The sequence below is a fragment of the Streptomyces sp. NBC_01410 genome (assembly GCF_045040195.1).
Classification (GTDB): Bacteria; Actinomycetota; Actinomycetes; order Streptomycetales; family Streptomycetaceae; genus Streptomyces.
The window spans coordinates 1,935,448-1,957,897 of record NZ_CP109530.1; the positions used below are offsets into that span (position 1 = coordinate 1,935,448).

16 protein-coding genes are annotated in these 22,450 nt (G+C 69.3%); 8 read left to right on the forward strand and 8 right to left on the reverse strand.

Annotated features, from left to right (window positions below; genetic code table 11):
• Positions 1-67 precede the first annotated feature (67 nt).
• The 5 genes from OG741_RS08955 to OG741_RS08975 all read left to right on the forward strand — a co-directional run bounded on the left by OG741_RS08955 (position 68) and on the right by OG741_RS08975 (position 4,581).
• A complete protein-coding gene (locus OG741_RS08955; protein WP_405596275.1) occupies positions 68-478 on the forward strand; it encodes a hypothetical protein in 411 nt (136 codons plus the stop codon).
• The gene (locus OG741_RS08960; RefSeq protein WP_405596276.1) at positions 475-981 is read left to right on the forward strand and encodes a hypothetical protein; all 507 of its coding nucleotides are present in this window, start codon (positions 475-477) and stop codon (positions 979-981) included. The genes OG741_RS08955 and OG741_RS08960 overlap by 4 nt, the downstream gene beginning before the upstream one ends.
• Positions 891-2,015, forward strand: coding sequence for an adenosylhomocysteinase (locus tag OG741_RS08965; RefSeq protein ID WP_405596277.1), 1,125 nt, complete (start codon positions 891-893; stop codon positions 2,013-2,015). Before OG741_RS08960 ends, OG741_RS08965 begins: the two co-directional genes overlap by 91 nt.
• 9 nt (positions 2,016-2,024) lie before the next feature.
• Positions 2,025-2,567 carry an NUDIX hydrolase gene (locus OG741_RS08970; protein WP_405596278.1) on the forward strand — a complete coding sequence of 181 codons (543 nt, stop codon included), beginning with the start codon at positions 2,025-2,027 and terminating at the stop codon, positions 2,565-2,567.
• Between the two features lie 145 nt (positions 2,568-2,712).
• Positions 2,713-4,581, forward strand: a complete 1,869-nt coding sequence (locus OG741_RS08975) for a TerD family protein (RefSeq protein ID WP_405596279.1) — start codon at positions 2,713-2,715, stop codon at positions 4,579-4,581.
• Positions 4,582-4,752: 171 nt separating this feature from the next.
• On the opposite strand, the gene OG741_RS08980 is transcribed toward OG741_RS08975, so the two are convergent.
• Positions 4,753-5,148 (reverse strand): PASTA domain-containing protein, encoded by a 396-nt coding sequence (locus OG741_RS08980; protein ID WP_405596280.1) that lies wholly within the window; start codon positions 5,146-5,148, stop codon positions 4,753-4,755.
• Positions 5,149-5,591: 443 nt separating this feature from the next.
• Between OG741_RS08980 and OG741_RS08985 the strand changes: the two genes are divergently transcribed.
• Positions 5,592-6,554, forward strand: coding sequence for a lytic polysaccharide monooxygenase (locus OG741_RS08985; protein ID WP_405596281.1), 963 nt, complete (start codon positions 5,592-5,594; stop codon positions 6,552-6,554).
• A 64-nt stretch (positions 6,555-6,618) separates the two neighbouring features.
• Here OG741_RS08985 and OG741_RS08990 read toward each other — a convergent pair whose 3' ends face one another.
• From OG741_RS08990 to OG741_RS09000, 3 genes are all read right to left on the reverse strand, one after another.
• Positions 6,619-7,488 (reverse strand): triacylglycerol lipase, encoded by an 870-nt coding sequence (locus OG741_RS08990; RefSeq protein ID WP_266478045.1) that lies wholly within the window; start codon positions 7,486-7,488, stop codon positions 6,619-6,621.
• Between the two features lie 190 nt (positions 7,489-7,678).
• Complete coding sequence (locus OG741_RS08995) at positions 7,679-8,659, reverse strand: DNA polymerase thumb domain-containing protein (protein WP_405596282.1); 981 nt, start codon at positions 8,657-8,659, stop codon at positions 7,679-7,681.
• Positions 8,656-12,147 (reverse strand): DNA polymerase III subunit alpha, encoded by a 3,492-nt coding sequence (locus OG741_RS09000; RefSeq protein WP_405596283.1) that lies wholly within the window; start codon positions 12,145-12,147, stop codon positions 8,656-8,658. Before OG741_RS09000 ends, OG741_RS08995 begins: the two co-directional genes overlap by 4 nt.
• A 107-nt stretch (positions 12,148-12,254) precedes the next feature.
• On the opposite strand from OG741_RS09000, the gene OG741_RS09005 reads away from it, so the two are divergent.
• Positions 12,255-13,289: a DUF3533 domain-containing protein gene (locus tag OG741_RS09005; RefSeq protein ID WP_405596284.1), complete on the forward strand. Its 1,035-nt coding sequence runs from the start codon at positions 12,255-12,257 to the stop codon at positions 13,287-13,289.
• 241 nt (positions 13,290-13,530) lie between these two features.
• Here the strand turns inward: OG741_RS09005 and OG741_RS09010 are convergent, their stop codons facing one another.
• Together OG741_RS09010 and OG741_RS09015 are read right to left on the reverse strand one after the other, a co-directional pair.
• The gene (locus OG741_RS09010; RefSeq protein WP_405605466.1) at positions 13,531-14,616 is read right to left on the reverse strand and encodes a S1 family peptidase; all 1,086 of its coding nucleotides are present in this window, start codon (positions 14,614-14,616) and stop codon (positions 13,531-13,533) included.
• Positions 14,617-14,839: 223 nt separating this feature from the next.
• Positions 14,840-15,679: a slipin family protein gene (locus tag OG741_RS09015; RefSeq protein WP_405605468.1), complete on the reverse strand. Its 840-nt coding sequence runs from the start codon at positions 15,677-15,679 to the stop codon at positions 14,840-14,842.
• A 197-nt stretch (positions 15,680-15,876) separates the two neighbouring features.
• Here OG741_RS09015 and OG741_RS09020 point away from each other — a divergent pair, with 197 nt between their 5' ends.
• Complete coding sequence (locus OG741_RS09020) at positions 15,877-16,743, forward strand: alpha/beta fold hydrolase (protein ID WP_405605470.1); 867 nt, start codon at positions 15,877-15,879, stop codon at positions 16,741-16,743.
• A gap of 340 nt (positions 16,744-17,083) precedes the next feature.
• On the opposite strand, the gene fxsT is transcribed toward OG741_RS09020, so the two are convergent.
• Both fxsT and OG741_RS09030 read right to left on the reverse strand, forming a co-directional pair.
• Positions 17,084-21,025 carry an FxSxx-COOH system tetratricopeptide repeat protein gene (gene fxsT, locus OG741_RS09025; RefSeq protein WP_405596285.1) on the reverse strand — a complete coding sequence of 1,314 codons (3,942 nt, stop codon included), beginning with the start codon at positions 21,023-21,025 and terminating at the stop codon, positions 17,084-17,086.
• Positions 21,009-22,349: a TIR-like protein FxsC gene (locus tag OG741_RS09030; RefSeq protein WP_266478035.1), complete on the reverse strand. Its 1,341-nt coding sequence runs from the start codon at positions 22,347-22,349 to the stop codon at positions 21,009-21,011. Before OG741_RS09030 ends, fxsT begins: the two co-directional genes overlap by 17 nt.
• Positions 22,350-22,450: the final 101 nt, after the last annotated feature.

Here is a 22,450-nt window from a genome sequence, read left to right on the forward strand (position 1 = left end):
CGGAGTGCAACGGAAGTGCACCAGCTGGTCATTTCGAGGCCGCTGAATTACCGCGAGGCTCGAAGTCATGGATCCCATCACGGAACGATGCGAGGTCAACGGTCCCTACGTCTACGGCTACTTACGCGATACAACGCGCAGTACTGCACGACACACAGCCCTCTCCGACGCGCTCGCCGAGTGCTGCCGACAGCACGAGTTGACGCTGAGCGGCCTCTTCACCGAGCGCGAGGCAAGAGCCGAAGCGCGCTCGCCGGCCTTCGTTGGGCTGATTGACGCTCTTGGTCTGCCAGATGCGTACGGGGTGGTAGTTCCTGCGCGTGGACACCTCGGGCCGAAGCGCATCGCCGCCGAGCGGGAGCGGCAACTGGCCGAGCTATGGGTGCGATTGATCGTGGTGCGGCCGACCGGCCCAAGGCGCGGTGATGAACGTGCCGACGGGGCGCGGCCGATCGTGTGGCAGAGGGGCATCGCGTGATCTCTGTACGTAAAGCACTGCGTGACGCGCCGCTCATCGAAAGCATCGCGGGCCTACACCTGCTTGCGCTCGGTGAGGCCTGGGACGCGGTACGTGTCCCGGCCGAGGCCGGATTCGTGGCACTGACGCGGCTCCGAGCTACCGAGGACCGGCTCGGTCCGGTGCTCTACGACCGGCCGAGCCAGCGGCTCTACTTCGCCGTCCCCACCGGCAGCTGTGGCACATGGGGTGACCTGCCGGTACGACTCCTCACTTCGGACTCATGGCTCGTCGCCCCCAGCCCTTACCGCGTCGGCGACTGGTTCGGCGGGTGGTGCGAGCTACCTGACGACGACAGCCTCACCGACCCTGATGCGCTGCGTCACGCCCTCAGGGCGCACAGCAAGACCGTCGCTTCGATGGAGACACCGCCATGGAATCCGTTGAACGTGCCCGACTCGACGCCTACTTCGGTCGTATCGCCTCCGCCTTTGCCCCACCCGAGCGCCCCGCGTCGTTCCTGATCACGCACCTGCTGCCGGAACGTCCGGCGTTTGTCCGGGGCGTGGCGGGTGTGACCGAGTTGCGTGCGGTGTTACCCAAGCCGAAGTCCGTGCACGCCGGGGCGCTGCGTCAGGTCGAGGCGGATGGGCACGCCTGTGACACGCTGTCGCGTGAGCTGTTCGCCGACCCCGATCGTGCCGTGCGGTACATCGAGGCGCGAGCCGCAGGCCGCCAGGTGGTTCTCCTCGATGTGGGCGGCTACTTCGCTCCGGCCCTCGGCGCGCTGTGTGACCGTTTCTCGGGCCAGATCCTCGGTGTGGTCGAGGACACCGAGAACGGCCACCGCCGCTACGCGGACCTCGACAAGCTGCCCTGCCCGGTCGTCTCGGTCGCCCGCTCCCCGCTCAAGGACCCCGAAGACTTCCTCGTCGGCCAGTCGGTCGTGTTCTCGACCGAGGCACTCATGCGCAGCCGGGGCGACATCCTGCACGGCCGAACCGCGCTCGTGATCGGCTTCGGCAAACTCGGCTCCAGCATCGCCCGCCTGCTGCACGCCAAGGGCGTACGGGTCACGGTGTACGACATCGATCCCGTGCGCCGAACCCAGGCACTCTCCCAGGGCTTCACCGTGGCCCGCGACCGCGACGGCGGACTGGCCGACGCCGGGCTCGTGTTGTGCGCGACCGGGGCGCTCTCCCTCCGCGGCGAGGACTTTCCCCGGCTGCGCAACGGCGCATACGTCGCCACCGTGACCAGCAGCGAGGACGAACTCGAACTCGAAGGCCTGCCGGACGTGTACGAGCGCGCCCACATCGGTGAACACGTCACCCGCTACTTGACGACTGGCCACTACTTCTACCTGCTCAACGGCGGCAACGCCGTCAACTTCCTGCACGGCGCCAGCGTGGGCCCGTTCATCTTCCTCGTCCAGGCCGAGATACTCGCCGCCTCCACCGCACTCGCCCGCGGTGGCCTCGACCCCGGCATGCACGAGACCAGCCCCACCGACCGCGCCGCCATCGCGGCGACCTGGCTCGACTACTTCAACCGGTAGGAGACACCTGTGCCCATCACGCCCGACCACATCCGCGAAGTGCTCGACACCTACCTCGACGCCCACCCCGACGAGAAATGGCAACTCGCCGTGCTCCCGGAACTCCTCGACGCTGCAGCCGACATCACCAGCCGCAAGGAGTTCCGCGGCCACGTCACCGCCGGAGCGATCCTCACCGACCCCACCGGCCGGGTACTCCACATCAAACACCGCGCTCTCAGCCGCTGGCTCCTGCCCGGCGGCCACCTCGAACCCGACGACACCAGCCTCCTCGCCGCCGCACAGCGCGAACTGACCGAGGAAACCGGCATCCCCGCATCAGTCGTCATCCCGGCCGGACACCGTCCCCTACACATCGACGCCCACCACATCCCCGCCAACCCCACCAAAGGCGAGCCCGACCACCAGCACTTCGACTTCCGGTTCCTCTTCCGCACCTCGGCCGACGTCATCGAGCTTCAAACCGAAGAAGTCACCGCCGCGGCCTGGCACCACGCAGACACCATCGGCAACGAGACCCTGCGCACCCGCATCCTCGATGCGCTTCGGTGAGCCGAATCGCTCGGTCCGCCGAGCGCTCCACCTTCGTGATCCCGACGGACCGCCTTTACGTCCACTGGCACAACCAGCATTGAGAATGCGGACAAATGGTCATGCGGGTTGAAGGAGGGGTGAATATCGCACGATCCTTGCCGCTATGAGTCTCGCTCACATCCCCAGCCATGTGCCCAACTTGCGTGACTATGCATTCGACTGGGCGCTGGTAGACGTCGAGACCTCGGGCCTCGTGCCGCGCCAGCATCGTGTGCTGTCCCTCGCGGTCGTGACAATCGGCCCGGACGGCGAGCAAACCGGTGAGTTCTCAACCCTGTTGAACCCCGGCTGTGACCCCGGGCCGGTGCATGTACATGGGCTGACCGCCGAGCGACTGCAGGGCGCCCCGACCTTCGAGCAGATCGCCGGACAGGTCGGGGCCATGCTTCAGGACCGCGTACTGGTCGCCCACAACGCGCAGTTCGACTACGACTTCCTCGCTCACGAATTCGCCCGAGCGCGGATGTGGCTGCCGGTCTCCCAGCGGCTGTGCACCCTGGCGCTGAACCGGAGAGTGGATCCACCGACCGACGACCTGCGCCTTGGCACACTGGCTGCCCATTACGGTGTCCCGCAGCTCCACGCACACGATGCGCTGGACGACACACGCGTGCTGGCCGGCGTACTGCGCGCATCCCTCCGGGAGGCAGCCCGACTCGATCTGCCATTACCTCTCGTGACCTGTCCGCCGCGGCAGGACTCACAGTTCATGCCGAAGCCACCCAAAACACCGTGCGCCTTCCGAAATCCGGGACGGCTGTCTCCCGGCGGCCCGCTGACACAGGGCATGAAGATCGCCATTACTGGGGACACCGCCACGTCCCGAGCCGAGTTGGTTGCTCGCTCGGTCGCAGCCGGGATGAACGTGATGTCCTCCGTCAGTCGGCACACCAGCGTCCTCGTGACAAACGACCAGGCATCCGGATCCGCCAAGGCACGGCGCGCCTCTTCCGAAGGCGTGCCCGTCATCGATGAACACACCTTCCTCCGACTGCTGGGCAACGTACGTTCAGGAACACCGCACGACCAACAGCCCGCCGGCACTCCGTCGACTGAGCCGGCTCCGGCACAGACCGCCGCTCTGGCGCCGCCGGAAAAGACGGCGCACGTTCCAACCGCCCGCGGGCCAGAAGACGATGGCCGCGCCCCAAGCCCGGTACCAGCGAGGAAGAGAGCGGGAGGACCTCTGGCAGGGCGACGTGTACTCGTGCTGGGCGGAACGCACCCGAACGCGGCAGCGGCCCGCGTCCGAGTCGTCGAACTGGGCGGAGGCGCAGCGATCAATCTGTCTGCCAGTGTCACCGACGTAGTGCTCCTTCTCGGCGGTGACACCGATCGCCGTATGCCGCGGATCACCGCGCTCGAAATCCCCACCTATGACGCCAACTGGCTCGACGCACCCACCGCCGAGTCCTTCCTACCGGCCGAACGTCGGCAGGCTCCCCATGTACTTCCGAGAGGGGGCGTCGTCGATCTTCCGGGCGAGATTCGGGCATCCCGATGGAACGTCACCGCCGCTTGGGGCCAGCAGACCACGTGCGAGATCGACCTCGTCGCGTTCATGGTCGACGATGACGATCAGGTCTCGTGCGATGAGAACTTCGTCTTCTACGCGGCACCGGAAAGCCCCGATGGGACCTTGCGACTCCTCACCGACGGGCCGACAGAGCAGACCATCACCACCGACCTCGCCGCACTGCCGTCGGCGGTTCGTAGAGTCGTGATCGCCGCCGCCATCGACGGCACGGTGACATTCGGCGACATCGGCCCGATCCAGATCACGACAGGACCTGGAAACAGTGCTGCGCCTCTCGCCCAGGCCGCTCTGGACGCTGCTACGACGGAGCGCACCATGCTGCTCGCGGAGATCTATCGCCGTGGCCAGGTCTGGCGCTTCCGCGCAGTCGGTCAGGGCTTCGACCACGGCCTCGACGCGCTCGCACGCAACTACGGAGTAGACGTCGAAGACTGACCGAATCGGATACCAGCTCACTGTGTGAGACGAGGCCAATCTGCGTGGTGCTCACTCACCCACGCCACCGCGCACTGGCCAACTTGGGCCTCATCACCGACAGCACCACAGCTTGGCCTCCCCACAGCGCGATGCCCCGCCTCCCGGAGGCGGGGCATCTGAGCCAAGGCGCTACGGACAGGTCTCGCTCAGCTTCACAGTGCCGAAGTCGAGTTCGGTGCTGGCCGAGATGGTCTTGCCTGCCGCGTAGTTCTGGTCGCAGACCTTCCAGTTTCGGTCGAAGACCTGCATCCGCCCAGCCCCAGTGTTGTCGTGGGACGTAAGCATGAAGAAGCCCTCCGCCTGCGCGGCATCCTGAGCCTCCTGCAGCCCCATGCCGACGAAGTCCGGAACAGCGATGATCTCCTCGGCCGGCGCATCGGCCTTGGTGTCATCGGCGCTGCCCGCCGCCGGGGCCTGCGTGACGGTCTTCGTGGCGGTCGGGGTGGACGTGGCCGTGTCCTGGCATGCGGTGAGTGTCAGGCAGGCGGCTGCGACGAGAAGCGGAGCGATGCAGCGAGTGTTCATGGTGCTCCCAAGGTGCGCGAAGAGGGAGCGACCATAGCGCCAGATGTGGGGCAGGGCGGGCAGAGTTCCAGAACCGCGACAAACTGACTGCTTGAGAGCAGCCACAAACGATCGCCTTGCGAGCTACGGCTGCCGAACTCGCTGATCCTGCAGGGCTGTACGGCGTCAGGTTGGACGTGACAACACCCGCCGGCCTTCACCAGGGGGCCGGCGGGCCCCTCAACACCCCCCTTCCTGAGCCCCTCCTTACCGCGTCCTTAAACGCACCATAAGTATCGCCATCACCCCCTCCCAGCAGGCGATTTCCCCCTTCCGAGCGGCTAGCTTGCTCGTCGTCGGGGCCGGTTCGAGCGGTCGGTGCAGATGTCCTACGGGGGGCCGCGCCGCCCGGTCGGGCCCGCCGCGGGTCCCCCCATATGCCGCTGTTGAAGGAGTACGTCACCATGACCGCTCGCCGTAAGGCCATCTCCCTCGCCGCCCTCGGGTTCGCGCCCCTCGCGCTTGCCGGGGTGGCTGCGGGGCCGGCCTTCGCGCACGGGTCGATGACCGACCCGGTCAGCCGGGTGTCCGCCTGTTTCGCCGAGGGGCCCGAGAGTCCGAAGTCCGTGGCGTGCAAGGCCGCGGTCGCCGCCAGCGGGACGCAGGCCTTCTACGACTGGAACGAAGTCAACATCGCCAACGCCGCAGGCAATCACCAGCAGTTGATACCGGACGGCAAGCTGTGCAGCGCGGGCCGTGACAAGTACAAGGGGCTCGACCTGCCGCGCGCCGACTGGCCCGCCTCGACGTTCGCCTCGGGCAATCACACCTTCCGCTACAAGGCGACCGCCCCGCACAAGGGGTCCTTCGAGCTGTACCTCACGAAGGACGGGTACGACCCGGGCAAGCCCCTCAAGTGGTCGGACCTGGAGACCAAGCCCTTCGCGAAGGTCACCAACCCCAAGCTCGTCAACGGTGAGTACGTCTTCGACGGCGTCGTCCCCAACAAGTCCGGGCGGCACCTGATCTACTCCATCTGGCAGCGCTCGGACTCTCCCGAGGCCTTCTACACCTGCTCCGACGTGGTGTTCGGGCAGGACAACGCCAACACCGGCGGTGCGCCCGCGCCGACCGCGTCCGCTCCGTCCGACGAGGAGATCGCGGACGAGGCCGACAAGTCCACCGTCGACCACGGCGGTCACGGGGGCGATCACGCGGAGAAGTCGACGGCTCCGGAGAACACGACGGCTCCGGCCGCTCCCGCCGACAACGCTCCCGAGGCCAACGGCTCCGCCGGGTCCGAGAACCTCGCCGCGACCGGCGGCGAGAGCAGCACGCCGTACATCGCCGTCGGCGGTGCCGCCGCCCTCGCCCTCGGTGCCGCCGTGATGTTCGGCTCCGTCCGCCGAAGCCGTCACTCCCGCTAGGCATAGAGACAGGACAGGACTGCGGTCCGCCCCCTTGAAGGGGACGGACCGCAGTTACGTGCTCTTAGGAGAAGACGGACGCGCAGTTCGTCCGCGACGCATGCGCCGGGTCGAGCGCGTTCGCCACCTCGTGGAACGCGATCCGGTCGAGCAGCCCGATCGCCACATGCTCCGACAGGTCGACCGCACACAGGTCCTGCAGCAGGACATTGTGTACGTTCGCTCCGTCCAGGTACTGCGAGCGGTACGGGGTCACCACCTGGTCGTACCGGGTCGCGATGACCGTGTAGCGCACGCCGGGCACGGTGTCGCCGCCCGCGTTGAGCTTGGTGAGGAAGGCGGAGCCGGCCATCTGGTCGGCAAGCCCCGGGGTGGCCGCGTTGAGCAGGTCCTCCGCGCCGGGGAAGTACGGCAGCAGCTTGGCCAGACCGCTCAGCGTCGTCCCGTGGTTGTCGGGCGCGAGGCCGATCAGCGCGTTCACCTTGTCCGCCCCGCCCAGGAACTTGAGGTAGTGGCGCGGCATCATGCCGCCCTGGGAGTGGCCGACGAGGTCCGCTTTCGACGCGCCGGTCGCGGCGAGCACGTTGTCGACGTACGTGTCGAGCTGCTCGGCCGACTTGTCGATCGGGCCGAGGCCGTGGAAGAAGGGCACGCCGGGGAGCTGCCCGTAGTCCAGGCTGAAGACGCAGTAACCGCGGTGCACCAGATACGGAGCGAGGCCGAGCCAGTTGTCGACGGAGTTCCCGAGGGTGCCGTGGACGAGGACGACGGGGCGGGGGTGGGTGGCGGAGGGCTTGCAGGAGTAGTTGTTCCAGCCGCTGTGGGGAGCCGATTCGGTGGCTGAATCGGCGGCGGCGACGGCGGGGGTGAGGGCGACAGACACGGCCAGAAGCAAGGCGGCGACCGGTCTGAGGGCACGTTTCCAGGGCAGCATCGGGCAATCTCCTTGCGGCTCAAGGGAGTAGCGATGGCTGGTGCGATGGCTGGATTTGCGGCTCGCTCATGTCAAATTACGCACGGGTAACCCAAGAATGGAAGTTACGCGCGAGTAAAAACTGAATCCGTGTCAATAAGCCGCGTTCTGTACACGCGTTACGCAGCGGGAGCGTCACGCGGCGAGTGCGTCACGCGGCGAGTGAGCCCGGCACGACCGCCCGCGGCCCGAACCTCGCCCGCGCCCGGTCCGCCACCGCCTCGATCCGCCGCGCCCGTTCGTCCGCGGGGTCGAACGTCAGCTGTCGCGCGGCCCGTTCGACGGGTGTCAGGTCCTCGGCCCGCAGGGTGAGGCTCCGGACCCGGGCCCGCTGCAGGCCGAGCGACTCATGGATCCGGTACGCGGCATCGGTGAGCGCCGCGGAGTGGGCGGTCGGCTCGCGCAGGGTGCGCGCCCGGGTGGTCGTGGACCGGTCGGCGTACCGCACGGTCAGGCTCAGCGCGCGGCACACCTGGCCCTCGCCGCGCATCCTCAGCCCCAGCTCCTCGGCGATCGAGAGCAGCGCCCTGCGGTGGCGTACGGGGTCCAGCTCGTCGCGCGAGAAGGCCCGTTCTGCCGCGACCGAGCGGGCGGCGGCGTTCGGGACGACCGTCGTACGGTCGATACCGCGCGCCCGCTCCCACAGCTCGCGGCCGGCCCGCGCGCCGACGATCCGCTGGAGCACGGCGAGCGGCGCCACGGCGACCTTGCCGACGGAGTCGAGGCCGTACGCACACAGGGTGCGGGCCGTCGCCGTCCCCACGCCGTCCAGCGCGGCGACCGGTTTGCCGGCCAGGAACCCGGCCGTCTCGGCGTCCGTGACCATCAGGGTCGTCCCGGGCGCGGCCTCCCGTGCCGCCATCCTGGCCAGCATCGGGCCGGGGCCCGCTCCGATCGCGCAGTCCACCCCGCAGTGTGCGAGCGCCCGCACCCGCAGCAGCGAGGCGAGTTGGACCGCGTCCTGGCCGAAGTACCGTTCGGCGCCGCGCACATCGATGAGCGCGGCGTCGGGCGGGAGCGCCTGCACGAGGGGGCTGATGTCCTCGGCCAGGCCGAGCAGGGACGGCAGGGCCGCCTCGACCCCGCCGGTTCCGAGTGCCGGGGCGGGCCGGAAGCGTACGTAGAGGATCATCCCGCGCTCCCCGGACTCTGGTGCCACAACTTCCGCCCGGTGGGGGTCCCTTCGCCCGGCGGCCGGAGGTCCGCCCAGGGGTTCATCTCATAGCCCGTCGAGAGCTGGATACGGCGGCCGCTGTCCGCCTCAGCCGCATCCTCCGCGGGCACGGGCTCCGCCAGCCGTGCCGCGACCGCGTCGAGCCCGCCCGTACGCCGCAGCTCCACCAGTTCCGCGAGATTCCAGGCCGCCGCGCCGACCACGCTCAGGCTGCGCGGTCCGCGCCGCTGCACCACTCCGCGTACCAGCAGCAGCCAGGAGTGGAAGACGGTGTGCGCGCACGCTGCATGGCTGTCGTCGAAGAAGGCGAGGTCTACCAGGCCCGTGCCGTCGTCGAGCGTGGTGAAGATGACCCGCTTGCCGGACCGGATCGGCGGGGTCTGGGTGGCCGCCTTCGCGCCCGCGACCAGCACCGTCTGCCCGTGCTCCGCCGAGCGCAGCCGGTGTGCCGAGACCACTCCCAGCTCCTTCAGGAAGGCATGGTGATCCGCCATCAGATGGCGGGAGGCGTCCATGCCGAGGACGCCGAGCTCGGCGCTGAGTCGTTCCGCGTCGCCCAGGTCGGGGAGCCCGACGGGGGCGGTCTTCTGCCCGTCGCCCAGGGGGAGCTGACTGCCGTACCTGCCCGAACCCCGCTGTCCGCGGTGGAGTTCGGCGAGATGCAGCAGCAGATCGCGGCGGTTCGCGCCGAAGGCGTCCAACGCGCCGACCTGCGCGAGCCGTTCGGCGACCGGCCGGCCGGGACGGGCCCGCTGCCAGAAGTCCAGCAGTGAGGAGTAGGGCTGCCCGTCCTCGATCCGTGCCGCCTCGGCCTCGCTGATGCCATGGACGTCCGAGAGCGCGAGCCGCAGGCCCCACCGATCAGGAGAACCGGACACCAGTTCGATTCGATGGGCGGCCGCCGACCGGTTCACATCCAGCGGCAGCACCGGAACCCCGCGCCGCCTCGCGTCCGCCAGCAGCAGCCGCTTCGGATACATCCCGGGGTCGTGTGTGAGCAGCCCGGCGTAGAAGGCCGCCGGATGGTGCGCCTTGAGCCAGGCCGACTGATAGGTCGGTACGGCGAAGGCCACCGCGTGCGCCTTGCAGAAGCCGTACGAGCCGAAGGCCTCGATGATCTCCCAGGCGCGGGCGATCACTTCGGGCGCGTACCCCTTCGCCTCCGCGTGCTGGGCGAACCAGACCTTGATCTTTCCCTGCGACTCGGGGTGGGACAGCCCGCGCCGTACCCGGTCGGCCTCGTCGCGACCGCAGCCGGTCATGATGTTCACCATCTCGATGATCTGCTCGTGGAAGACGACCACTCCGTACGTCTCCTCCAGCGGCCCCTTCAGGTCCGGGTGCGGATAGCGGACGGGTGCCCGGCCGTGCCGGGCCTCGATGAACGGCCGCACCATGTCGGCGGCGACCGGCCCCGGCCTGAAGAGCGAGATGTCGACGACCAGATCGTGGAAGTCCGACGGCTGCAGCCTGCCGACCAGATCCCGCTGGCCCGGCGACTCGATCTGGAAGCAGCCCAGGGTCTCGGTGGACTGGATGAGCCGATACGTGTCCGGGTCACCCGGCGGCACCTGCTCCGGGTCGTCGAGGTCGAGCACCTGACCCGTCGTGCGCCGCAGTTCGGCGACCGCGTGCGCCATCGCCGACTGCATCCGCACCCCCAGGACATCGAGCTTGAGCAGCCCGAGGTCCTCCACGTCCTCCTTGTCGAACTGCGACATGGGAAAGCCCTCGCCGCTGGTGGGCATCACCGGCGTACGGGTGAGGAGGGCGGCGTCCGAGAGCAGCACCCCGCACGGGTGCATGGCAATCCCGCGCGGCAGCGCGTCCAGCGCCTCGACCAGCTCCCACAGCCGTCCGTATCTGTCCTTCTCCCCTGCCAGCGAACGGAGTTCGGGCAGTTCCTCCATGGCCGCGCGGGCGTCGCGGGCGCGGATGTGCGGGAAGGACTTGGCGATCTTGTCGATCTCGGCCGGGTCCATGGAGAGCGCGGCGCCCACGTCCCGTACCGCATGGCGCACCCGGTAGGTCTCGGGCATGGCGACGGTCGCGACCCGCTCCTCGCCGAAACGGCCGATGATCGCGCGGTAGACCTCGAGCCGACGGGCGGACTCCACATCGATGTCGATGTCGGGCAGTACGGAACGCCGCTTGGACAGGAAGCGCTCCATCAGCAGCCCCTGCTCGACGGGGTCGGCGTGCGCGATGCCGAGGAGATGGTTGACGAGCGACCCGGCGCCGGAGCCGCGTGCCGCGACCCGGATACCCATCTTCTTTACGTCGTCGACGACTTGAGACACCGTCAGGAAGTACGAGGCGTAGCCCCAGTGCGCGATGATGTCCAGCTCGTGGTGCATCCGCTCCCAGTACTCACGACGGCCGTCGTAGCCGCGCAGCACCATTCCGGCGGCGGCCCGGGAGGCCAGCACCCGCTGCGGGGTACGGCGCCCGGCGCCGACCAGATGCGGCTCGGGGAAGTGGACGGAACCGAGCCCCAGATCGTCCTCGGGGTCGACCAGACACGCGGCCGCCGCCTCCTCCGTCATGGCGAGCAGCCGGTGCGCGGTGTCGCGGCGGAAGCCTGCGGCCTCGGCGACACGCTCGGCGGTACGGGCCATCGCGGCCGGTTCCTTGAGCCAGCGCTCACCGCTGTCGAGGCCCTTGTGCGGGTCGATCGGGACCAGGCGGCGGGCCGAGTCGAGGACGTCGGCGACCGGGCCCTGTCCCCGGTCGGCGTATCGGACGGCATTGGTGAGCACGGCCCGTACGCCCTGTTCGGCGGCGAAGCCGAGCGTGCGGGCGGCCTGGCGCAGCGAGCCGGGCCCGGTGCCCTTAAGGCCGTGGTGCACGACCTCCAGGCGCAGGCTGTCGCCGTAGCACTCCCGCCAGGGCACGAGCAGCTTTGCCGCACGGTCGGGGCGTCCCGCGGTCAGCGCACGGCCGATCTCGGAGGCGGGTCCGAGCAGCACGGTCAGGTCCTCGCCGTGGTTGTCGGCCCAGGGCAGCAGCGGGCTGCCGTCGCCGGCAGCGTGGGCTGCGGTCACCAGCCGGCACAGTTCGGCCCAGCCCTCGCGGGACCGGGCGAGATAGACCGTACGGGGCGCGGACTCGTCGACGAACGCGCCGCCGCGGACCGGAGTGCGCCGCCGCTCGGAGGGCCCCTCCTTGTGCGCCCGCTCCCCCACCGCGAGATCGACACCGAAGAGCGGCCGTACTCCCACGCCCTCTTTCGCGCAGGCCTTGGCGAAGCGGACCGCGCCCGCGACGGTGTCGCGGTCGGTCAGCGCGAGGGCGTCCATACCCCGCTCGGCGGCGCGCTCCGCAAGCCGCTCCGGGTGTGAGGCCCCGTACCGCAGGGAGAACCCGGAAACGGTGTGCAGATGCGTGAACCCGGGCACCTGCACCTCCTGGATCTCAGTCCGTCTCACCTCCCCCGCTTCCACCATAGACCAAGTTTCGAACATTCGTGCGACACGTGGCACGCGTGCGCCACCTCAGCCATTCAGCCCCGTCCCACCTGCGAAAACACCGGGCGACACGGAGCGTGGGGCCCATGAACCGGACATCTGACGGCCCGCGCACCGGCTTCGTCGACGAGCTCAAGGACGCGGTGAGTGTGCGGGCGGCGGTCCTGGTCATCGGGGTGCTGGCACTCCAGCTCGCCTTCATCACGTCGTACATCGGCGCCTTCCACCATCCGAAGCCGCACGAGATCCCGCTCGCAGTCGTCACGCCCTCGGCGCAGATCACCGACCAGGCCGTACAGCGGCTCTCCGCACTGCCCGGCGATCCGCTCGACCCGCGGGCCGTCGGGGACGAGGCGACGGCGGTGCGGCAGATCCAGAACCGCGACGTCGACGGGGCGCTGATCGTCGACCCGCGCGGCGCCGCCGACAGACTCCTGGTCGCCGGCGCATCGGGCGCCTCGCTCGCGCAGGCTCTCACCGAGGTCATCGCCACGACGGAAAGAGCGCAGCGGCGGACGGTGACCGTCGTGGACGTGGTCCCCAATGCCAGTGGCGACGCGCGCGGGCTTTCCGCGTTCTACCTGGTCATCGGCTGGTGCGTGGGCGGCTATCTGTGTGCCGCGATCCTCGCGATCAGCCATGGCGCCCGGCCCGCCAATACGGCGCGTGCCCTGATCAGGCTGGGTGTGCTGCTCCTGTACTCGATCGCCGCCGGACTGCTGGGTACGGTGATCGCGGGCCCGATCCTGGACGCGCTGCCCGGCAGCATCATGGCCCTGTGGGGGCTCGGCACGCTGCTGGTGTTCGCGGTCGGGGCGATCACGCTGGCCTTCCAGGGCCTCGCGGGCATCATCGGTGTCGGTCTGGCGATCCTGCTGGTGGTCGTATTCGGCAATCCGAGCGCGGGCGGGGCGTATGCCTATCCGCTGCTGCCGCCGTTCTGGCGGGCCATCGGACCGGCGCTGCCGCCGGGCGCGGGCACCTTCTCGGCGCGCTCGATCGCGTACTTCAAGGGCAACGGCATGACGGGCCCGATGTGGGTCCTCGCCGCATGGGCGGCGGGAGGGGCGCTGGTCACGACGGTGCTGGCGCTGCTCCGGAGCCGCAGGCCGACGACGTGAAGCGGGACTTCGCCCCGGACCCCGCGCCTCGATCGGCCAGGGGTCCGGGGCGAAGCCCCAGGGAGTGTCCGCAAAGTATCGCCGTCCGCCCGGAGGGCGGGGCTCGCGGCGTCCGGTGCGTGCGATCGCAAGGCGCCGGGATGCCCTCGTAGCGGAGCTACTTGGGCATTTCGGCAACGCAGCGAGCGTGCGTGCAGGGCGTCGCGAGCCAGGTGAGACTTTGCGGACACTCCCTATCTCATCAGCCGATCTCGGCGCCGAACGTGGACAGGGCCTCCGTCACCGGCTGGAAGAAGGTCTCACCGCCCGCTGAGCAGTCACCGCTGCCGCCCGAGGTCAGCCCGATCGCGGCGTCGCCCGCGAAGAGCGAGCCGCCGCTGTCGCCCGGCTCGGCGCAGACCGTGGTCTGGATGAGGCCGTTGACGATGTCACCGTTGCCGTAGTTCACGGTGGCGTCGAGCCCGGTGACCTCGCCGTCGTGCACCTGGGTGGTCGAGCCGCTGCGCTGCACCTTCATGCCGACGGTCGCCTCACCCGCCTTGGTGATCGCCTGCGAGCTGCCGTTGTAGAGGTTGACCTCGCTCGGGTGCTCGGTGCTGCCGCTGTACTTGACGAGCGCGAAGTCGTTCTCGGGGAACTGCGAATCGACCATCGAGCCGATCGCCGCACCGCCCGCCGAGTCGGACCACTCGCTGCCTGCCTTCCCGCAGTGTCCGGCGGTGATGAAGTGCGGCTCGCCGTCCTTGACCACGTTGAAGCCGAGCGAGCAGCGTCCGCCGCCGGAGTGGATGGCGTCGCCGCCCGCGATCAGGGGCTTGAACTCCCCGGCGGACTTCTTCAGTTCGGCCTTGCCGCCCAGAGCCTTGACGACCTCGCTGAGCTTGGTCCACTGAGCGCCCTTGACCGTACGGTCGGCGGTGACGACGACCCTGTTGGTGACCGGGTCGACGGCCCACGAGGTGCCGGGGATGGTCGCCTTGGTGGTGAGGGTCTGCCGGGCGGACTTCAGCTCGGCGAGAGTGTTCTCCACGATCCGGGCCTTGCCGCCCGCCTCGCGTACGGATTCGGCCGCCTTCTCGTCGAGGACGTTCACGACGAGTGCCTTGGTGTCGGCGTCGTAGTACGTGCCTGCCGCGTCGCCGCCCAGGGTCTTGCTCAGGGTGGAGGCAAGATTTCCGGCCGCAACCGCCGACAGCGGCTTGACGGCGAACCGCTCAGTGTCGTCACTGGCGTTCGCACTCTGGAAGGTGACGCCCGCGGCCACCAGGGCGGCAACCGCGCCGCCGGCTATCGCCGCTTTTCTCTTGGGTATCCGTCGGTGCTTCAACATTGACCTCCTGTGGGGCCGCGTCCGGGCAAGTGGGGTGCCGTGGACGCGGAGGATGGGGCGCCCACTATTCCGATACCGACTGGTAGGACACAAGGTCGACTTCAGGACGGGCACACGACAACACAGGTGCGTTCACAGCGCCTTCACAGGAGGCGTTGGCACTGGGCGGTTCCGATGTGCGAACACCGCGTGCAATCGGCCCATGGGCGGGGTGTAAGGACTAGTCCTGTCCTGTTTCCGACTGCGCAGAGCCGGAATCCCGCGACGGCAGTGGCTGCTGGGGCGGCTGCGGCTGCTGTGGCTGCTGGGCGCGTTCGAGAAAACGCAGCAGCTCCACCGGGAACGGCAGCACCAGCGTGGAGTTCTTCTCCGCCGCGACCGCGACCACGGTCTGCAGCAGCCGGAGTTGAAGCGCCGCGGGCTGCTCCGACATCACTCCGGCCGCCTCTGCCAGCTTCTTGGACGCCTGGAGCTCCGCGTCGGCGTTGATGACCCTCGCCCGCCGCTCACGGTCCGCCTCCGCCTGCCGCGCCATCGAGCGCTTCATCGTCTCCGGCAGGGACACGTCCTTGATCTCCACCCGGTCGATCTGCACACCCCAGCCGATCGCCGGACTGTCGATCATCAACTCCAGGCCCTGATTGAGCTTTTCGCGGTTCGACAGCAGATCATCCAGATCGCTCTTGCCGATGATCGACCGCAGCGAGGTCTGCGCCATCTGCGAGACCGCGAACCGGTAGTCCTCCACCTGCACGATGGCCTCGCTGGCGTCCACGACCTTGAAGTAGATCACCGCGTCCACGCGCACCGTCACGTTGTCCCGGGTGATGCCGTCCTGCGCGGGCACCGGCATCGTCACGATCTGCATATTGACTTTACGGAGCCGGTCCACGAAGGGGACTATCAGCGTGAAACCCGGGCCGCGTACGGAAGATCGGACCCTTCCGAGCCGGAAGACCACACCTCGTTCGTACTGCTTCACGACCCGGGCCGCCGCCATGACATAGACGACGCCCGCGGACGCGACGGTCGCTGCGGCCGCTACCAGTGCCTCTACCATCACGGCCCCCTGGGGTGCGATGTGGACGCGCATGCACGTTCCTCATCGACGGTAACCCCCAAATGACGTCAAAGGGAGTCCCGGTCAGGACCCTGATGGGTAATCATCGAACGGGCGGGGAATGCCTGGCTCAGCCTGTCTGCACAGGGCACGTACTGCGCGGACCGGCACGTACTACGGAGGGGGGCGCGGGAGTGCTGCGACGTCGGGTGCGCGCGACGGACGGGCGGCATCTGATGGTGGAGCGGCTGGGGGATCCGCGCGGCAGACCCGTCTTCCTGCTGCACGGCACCCCGGGCAGCCGGCTCGGCCCGGCGCCGCGCGGCATGGTCCTGTACCAGCGCGGCACCCAGCTGATCGCGTACGACCGCCCCGGCTACGGCGGTTCGGACCGGCTCGCGGGCCGCAGCGTCGCCGATGTGGCCCAGGACGTACGGGCGATCGCCGACGAACTCGGCCTGGACCGGTTCGCCGTGGTGGGCCGCTCGGGCGGCGCGCCGCACGCGCTGGCCTGCGCGGCCCTGATGCCGGAACGGATCACCCGCACCGCCGCGCTGGTGACGCTCGCGCCCAGGGACGCGGACGGGCTCGACTGGTTCGAGGGCATGGCCGCGTCGAACGTCCTGGAGTACACGTCGGCGTCCGACGACCCGGCGGGGCTGATCCAGCGGTTCATCCTGCGGTCCGCGGAGATCAGGAAGGACCCGATACGGCTGCTCAATGATCTGCGCCGGGAACTGACGGACTCCGACCGGATGGTGGTGGCGGATGCGGGCGTCAGGTCCATGCTTCTGCGCAACTACCAGGAGGCGCTGCGTACTTCGGCGTACGGGTGGATCGACGATGCGCTCGCGTTCTGCAGCCCTTGGGGGTTCGACCCGGCGGACATCAAGGGGCCGGTGATGCTGTGGCACGGCGAGAAGGACGTGTTCTCGCCGGTGGGGCACTCGAGGTGGCTGGCGCAGCGGATTCCGGGGGCGACGGCGGTGCTGGAACCGGCGGCGGCGCATTTTGATGCGCTGCATGCGTTGCCGCGGGTGCTGACGTGGTTGCTGGAGGCGTGACCTTTCCCCACCCCGCCCTTTCCCGTAACCAAGGGGCTTCGCCCCCTGGACCCCCGTATGCGACCTCCGGCCGCATGTCCTCAAACGCCGGACGGGCTGAATAACTCAGCCCCGCCGCACAATCCAGCCCCGCCGGCGTTTGAGGCGTGGTCCCGGACGCGAAATTCAGCCCCGCCGGCGATTGAGGCGCGGGGGTCCGGGGGCGGAGCCCCCGAACGGGTCTGGGGCGGAGCCCCAGGGCAGGGCCGAGGGGCGGAGCCCCAGGGCAGGGCCGAGCCGTCGTCAGCCCGCCCCCCGGGCCCGGCGCGGGCATCCGGCCGGGTCCGGGGCGGAGTCCCGGTCAGACTGCCAGGGGCTCCAGGTCGCGGTGGACGCGGCGTTCGTCGCGAGCGATTCGCGTCAGTGCGTGATCCTCGCCCAGCAGCCGCTGCAGCTCCTCCACCGTCTCCGCCCTCAGCTGCGCCGACTCGTCCTTGCGGCCGAGCAGGCCGAGCGTGACCGACATGTTCGACGCGATGCCCAGCACCTCCGGATGGTGCGGCCCCAGCACGTCCCGCAGCCGGGTCACCGTCCGCTGTTCGATCTCCAGCGCCTCCTCCAGACCGCCCAGGTCGGCAAGGGCGTTGGCCAGGTTGATCGTGCCGTACAGGGCGTGCGGATGGCTCTCGCCCAGGACCTCCCGCATCGTCCTCGACACCTTCAGCAGCACCGCCTCCGCGGCCTCCGCATCGCCGCAGCCCCACAGGAAGATGCCGAGGTTGTTGCTGGCGGCGAGGGTGTACGGATGGCGTTCGCCCGGCACCTTCCGGTACTGGTCGACGACCTCTTGCGCCAGGTCCCGCGCGGCCACCGGCTCCCCGGCGGCGAACAGGTCGGCCGCCAGGTTCAGATCGCAGGCGAGCGAGTCCGGGTTGGCCGAGGTGTACTTGGCGCGATAGCGGTTGCGCGTGGCCGTGGTCAGCCGGCGCGCGTCCTCCAGCCTGCCTGCCCTGCGCAGCGAGACGGCGAGGCTCTTGGCCGCGGCCAGCGTGCCGGGGAATGTCCGGCCCAGCTGCTCCTTGTAGAGCTCGTACGTCCGGCTGAGCAGCGAGACCGAGTCCTCGTACCGTCCGACCTCACGCAGGTCGCGGGCCAGGTTCATCGCCGAGGACAGGGTGTACGGATGCTCCGGGCCGAGGACTTCGGTGCGCCGGTCGAAGACCTCCTGGTCGATCTCGCGCGCCCTGGCGTACTGGCCGACCATGCGCAGATTCAGCGCCAGGTTGTTGGCGGCGGCGAGCGTTCGCGGATGGGACTCGTGGAAGATCTGGCTGAATCCCTCGTGCGCCTCGGTGGCCAGTTCCATCGCCCTGCCGTACTGGCCGAGCGTGCCCAGGTCCATCGCGAGACCGCTGGTGGTCATGTACGTGTGCGGATGGGACGGGCCAAGAACCGCCTGCTGGCGCTCCAGAGTCACCTCGTCCAGCTCTTTGGCCTCCACGTAACGCCCTTGCGAGCGAAGGATGTTGGAGAGGTGGAAGCGCAGGTACAGATACTGGAGATCGTCGTTGCCGAGCATCTCGCGCCAGCTCTCGCGCAGTTCTTCGGCGAGCGTGTACGCGGTGTTCAGGTCGCCGCGCTTCCACAGGTAGCGCACCCGGTCGATCAGCAGCCGCCGGGTCTCCGGCTCCTTGCAGAACCGGGCCTCGGAGGTGCCGAGATGCGGCCAGATGGTGGCGAACCGCGGCCAGGTCTCGGGGTTGTCGATCGGCTCGTCGTCGTCGGGCCGGGCGCCGGCGAGGACGCGGTGGACGGCGTGCCGTGCGTCCTGCTGCTCCTGCTCGGTCAGCTGGGCCCGGATGACCGCCTGCACAAGCCGGTGCACCTGGATGGAGTTGGAGACCTGGTCGACCTTGGCGAGCGCGAACCGGCCGATCTCGCGGATGACCCGGCCGAGTACGAGCTTCTCCTGAAGGGAGGCGTCGTACGGCTTGAGCGCGTCGATCATCTCCTTGCTGTAGAGGAGGTTCGCGGAGATCGGCTCGGGCGCGAAGAAGGCGCAGAGCTGGAGCAGGCGCACCGCGGCCGGTGAGCGTTCCTTGAGCCGCTCGATGGAGACGTTCCAGGTCGCGGCGACCGGCTCGGGGTAACCGGCGGGCTGGTTGAGCGCGAGGACGCTCGCGGCCTGGTCCTTGAGCTGTTCCAGATACTCGGCGACCGGTGTGGCGGTCTCCGCGATCCAGGCCGCGGCCTGTTCGACGGCGAGCGGCAGATCGCCGACGGCGGTGGCGACCTGGTCCGCGTCCTCGATGCTCAGCCCGCGGGCGCGCCGCTGGAGGTGCTCGATGGACTCCTCGCGCAGGAACACGTCGACGGGCAGGGCGTCCCCGTACTGCGACCAGGTCTGGTTCCTGGAGGTGACGAGGATGTGCCCGGGTCCCTGGGGCGGGAAGAACTTCTTCAGCTGCTCGGGGTCGTCGGCGTTGTCGAAGACCAGCAGCCAGCGCGAGGACGGCACTCCGCGCCGCAGCAGATCGATGGCTTCCTGGGACGCGGCAGCCATGTCCTCGCCGCCCTGGGCGCCCAGGCGTACGGCGAGTTCGGCGAGGCCCGCGACCACGTCGTCGGGCTGCTCGGAGGAGATCCACCACACCAGGTCGTAGTCCGCCATGAAGCGGTGGACGTACTCCAGGGCGACCTGGGTCTTGCCGACGCCGCCGAGCCCGTAGAGCGTCTGCGGCTGGGGCAGTACCGCGGCCACCGCCATGCCGCCGCCGAGCTGGTCGCGCATCCGCTCCAGCACCACCGAGCGCCCGGTGAATCCGGGGTTGCGGGGCGGCGCGTTCCAGATCTTGGGCACCGTGCCGGGGAATCGCGGTCCCGGCGATGCGCTGTCGGGCAGCTGGACCGGGCGGTCGAGTGCGCGCAGCAGCGCGGTGGTGGCGTGCACCTCGTCGAGCCGGAAGAGATCGACCGGGTTGCGGTCGATGTAGGGGGTGGTGAGTCTGACGTCGCCGACCCGGATCGGCAGCAGATGGTGCCTTCCGCCGCCGGGGTCCTCGGCCGCGGCACGCGACCAGACCTCCACCGCCCGGGAGGACTTGAGATAGGCGCTGGACAGCAGCACGACGGTGCGCGCTGCGTTCTCGGCGGCGATTTCGGCCGCGTCGGCCGGATCCCGCTCGGCCGAGACGTCGCGCGGCACGACCCGGAACCCGGCCCGGGTGAGCTGGTACTCGACCCAGTCTGCCCACATGCGGTTCTCGGCAACGTAACTGAGGTAAAGGTCGGCGGGCAGGGCGGGGCGGCGTCGGGTGAAGGCGTCCCTGATGCGGAGCCTGACCTCTTCGCCGACCGCGGGCATCGAGGTGATCCGCTGTTCGGTGACGACCGAGGTGAGCCGTTCGAAGGCGGAGAGCAGGGAGTTGGTCAGGCCCGCTTCGTCGCCGAAGGTGGCGAGGGTCTCCTCGTAGGCGTAGTAGGGGCGGTACGGAATCTCCACCGCGCCCCAGTAGGCGGTGAGGTCCTCGCCGGCGAGACCGCCTGGGAACCGGTCGAACTTCAGCCGGGCCAGGGCCCGTCCGGCGTCCGCCTTCTCCTTCTCGCCCTCGTCGATCCGCATCGGGACCGGGTAGATCTTGATGCCGCGGCCGCCGTAGCGCTCGTCGATCTGCCGGGCCACCGCTGCGGCGCCGTCGATGGACTGGTCGCTGAGGGTGAAGCAGTCGACGAGCACGTCGGGCAGATGGACGGTGCAGATGTCGGCGATGTCGCTGAGGCCGGTACGGCTGTCGATGAGGACGTAGTCGTAGTTGGCCTTCATGTCCTCGCGCAGCGCGTCGAAGAAGTGGCCGCCGCCGAGGCGGTCGTAGAAGTTGTCCCAGTCGAAGGTGGAGACGGTCGCGGAGTACTCGCGGTTCTGCTTGCCCGCGGAGACGAAGTCGAGCGTGCCCCCGTCGGGGAACTCCCAGCCCAGGTTCTCGGGGGTGAGCGAGACGGCGTGCGGCTGGATGCGCGCGTAGTCACGGTGCCAGTCGTCGCGGCGCGGCTCCGGGCTGGTCGCCGCCCAGGCGTACTCGGTGATCAGATCGATGACCCCGGTGGTGGCACCGAGCGTGGAGGGGTCGAGAAAGGGATGGAAGAAGCGGTGCAGGCCGGGGGCTTCGAGATCCCAGTCGACCGCCAGGACCCGCTTGCCGTTGGCGGCGAGGATCCAGGCCACGTTGGCCAGGGCCATCGTGCGGCCCGTACCTCCCTTGTACGAATAGAAGGTGACGATGCGCCCGTCACGACTGGCTGTCATCCGTGTCCTCCGCATCGGGGGCGATTCCACGCGTGTTCGGGACGTAGTGAGTGGTGCCGTACTCGGCCATCGGACCGCGCAGCCGGGGCCGCTCGGACGAACGGGCTCCGGGGGGCGGCGGCGCCGCGGGCGGGAAGACCTCGGCGTGCCGCAGGTACTCCTGGGCCGCCGACTCCACCACCTGGGGCAGGATCTGGCCGAAAGCCTCCATGCTGAGCACTCCTCTGGCGGCTGCCCGGCTTGCCGCCCGGCCGTGGCGCAGCTGATGCGGCATGGTCCGCTCCAGTTTCTCGGCCAACTCGGCCTCGGCGGCCCGGCTCTGCGGGTCGTCACGGTTCCAGGGGACGATCACGCTCACCCAGGGGCGCGGTTCCGCGTCGAAGGCGGCGAGGCGCTGACGGCGGTCCTCGTCCTCCAGGGCCCAGCGGTCGACGAGAAGTATCTCGGGCCGGGTGGGCGGCTGGCCGGCGTCGGGCGGCGACTCGTGGTCGAACGAGGAGACCGTCGCCTGGTAGTTGAGCGAGCGCACCAGGTCCTGGGCGACATACGCCAACGGCCGGGCGGAGTCCGGGTGGTACGGATTCCAGTCCTGGGACTGTTTGCCGTAGTAGTCGGGGGCCCGGCCTTCGGGCAGGTCGTGGCTGGTCGGCGCGGCAACCGTCACATGCATCGGACGGGGGCCGCCGGTGGGCTTGCCGAAGGCGCTGGGCGCCTGCCGGTAGTCCACCGGGCTGCCGGAGCCGACGCGCGTAGTGTCGGCGACGCTGACGATGCGTTTGGCGAGTTCATAGACGGCAGCCTCGTACTCCTCTGCGAATATCCGGAGTTTGATCAGTCCGTAGAGCCCGTCGGTGACATAGCGGTCGCCGAAGGCGCGGTGGTTGAACTGCAACCGCTCTGCCGGGCCCGGCAGTTGCTCCGGCGGTATGGGCACCCACAGGGCGGGCACGATCGCCTCGGCGGGTCTGTTGCTCTTCGCCTGGTGGTAGATCGCCCGCTGGGCGAAGGCGTACCACTCCTTGCCGCACATCTCGCTGGCGAAGTACCGCGGCGAGAAGAGCGGGACGAACACCCGGCAGGTGGCCAGAACTTCACCCAGCCGCTCCGACCAGCCCTCGCCGGAGCGGATCTCGCGGTCCATGAACCCGGCCGGCGCTCCGGCCGGCAGATCGGTCATGGCCATCACATGGCCGCACAGATCACGGAAGAGCCGCTCCACCCACATGTCCGGGTCCGGGCCCCCAGCCCCGTACCTCGGCGTATGCGCATAACTCAAGAAGAAATACGGCCGATGATCCGCCGCCCGTTGCGCTGAATCCGACACACGACCCCCGTCCTGCCTGAACGCCCGACCTCACACCCAGCATCGATGAGAGATGCGAGCGAATTAATCATTCCGGAGCCCGACACACTCCATCCCCCCGA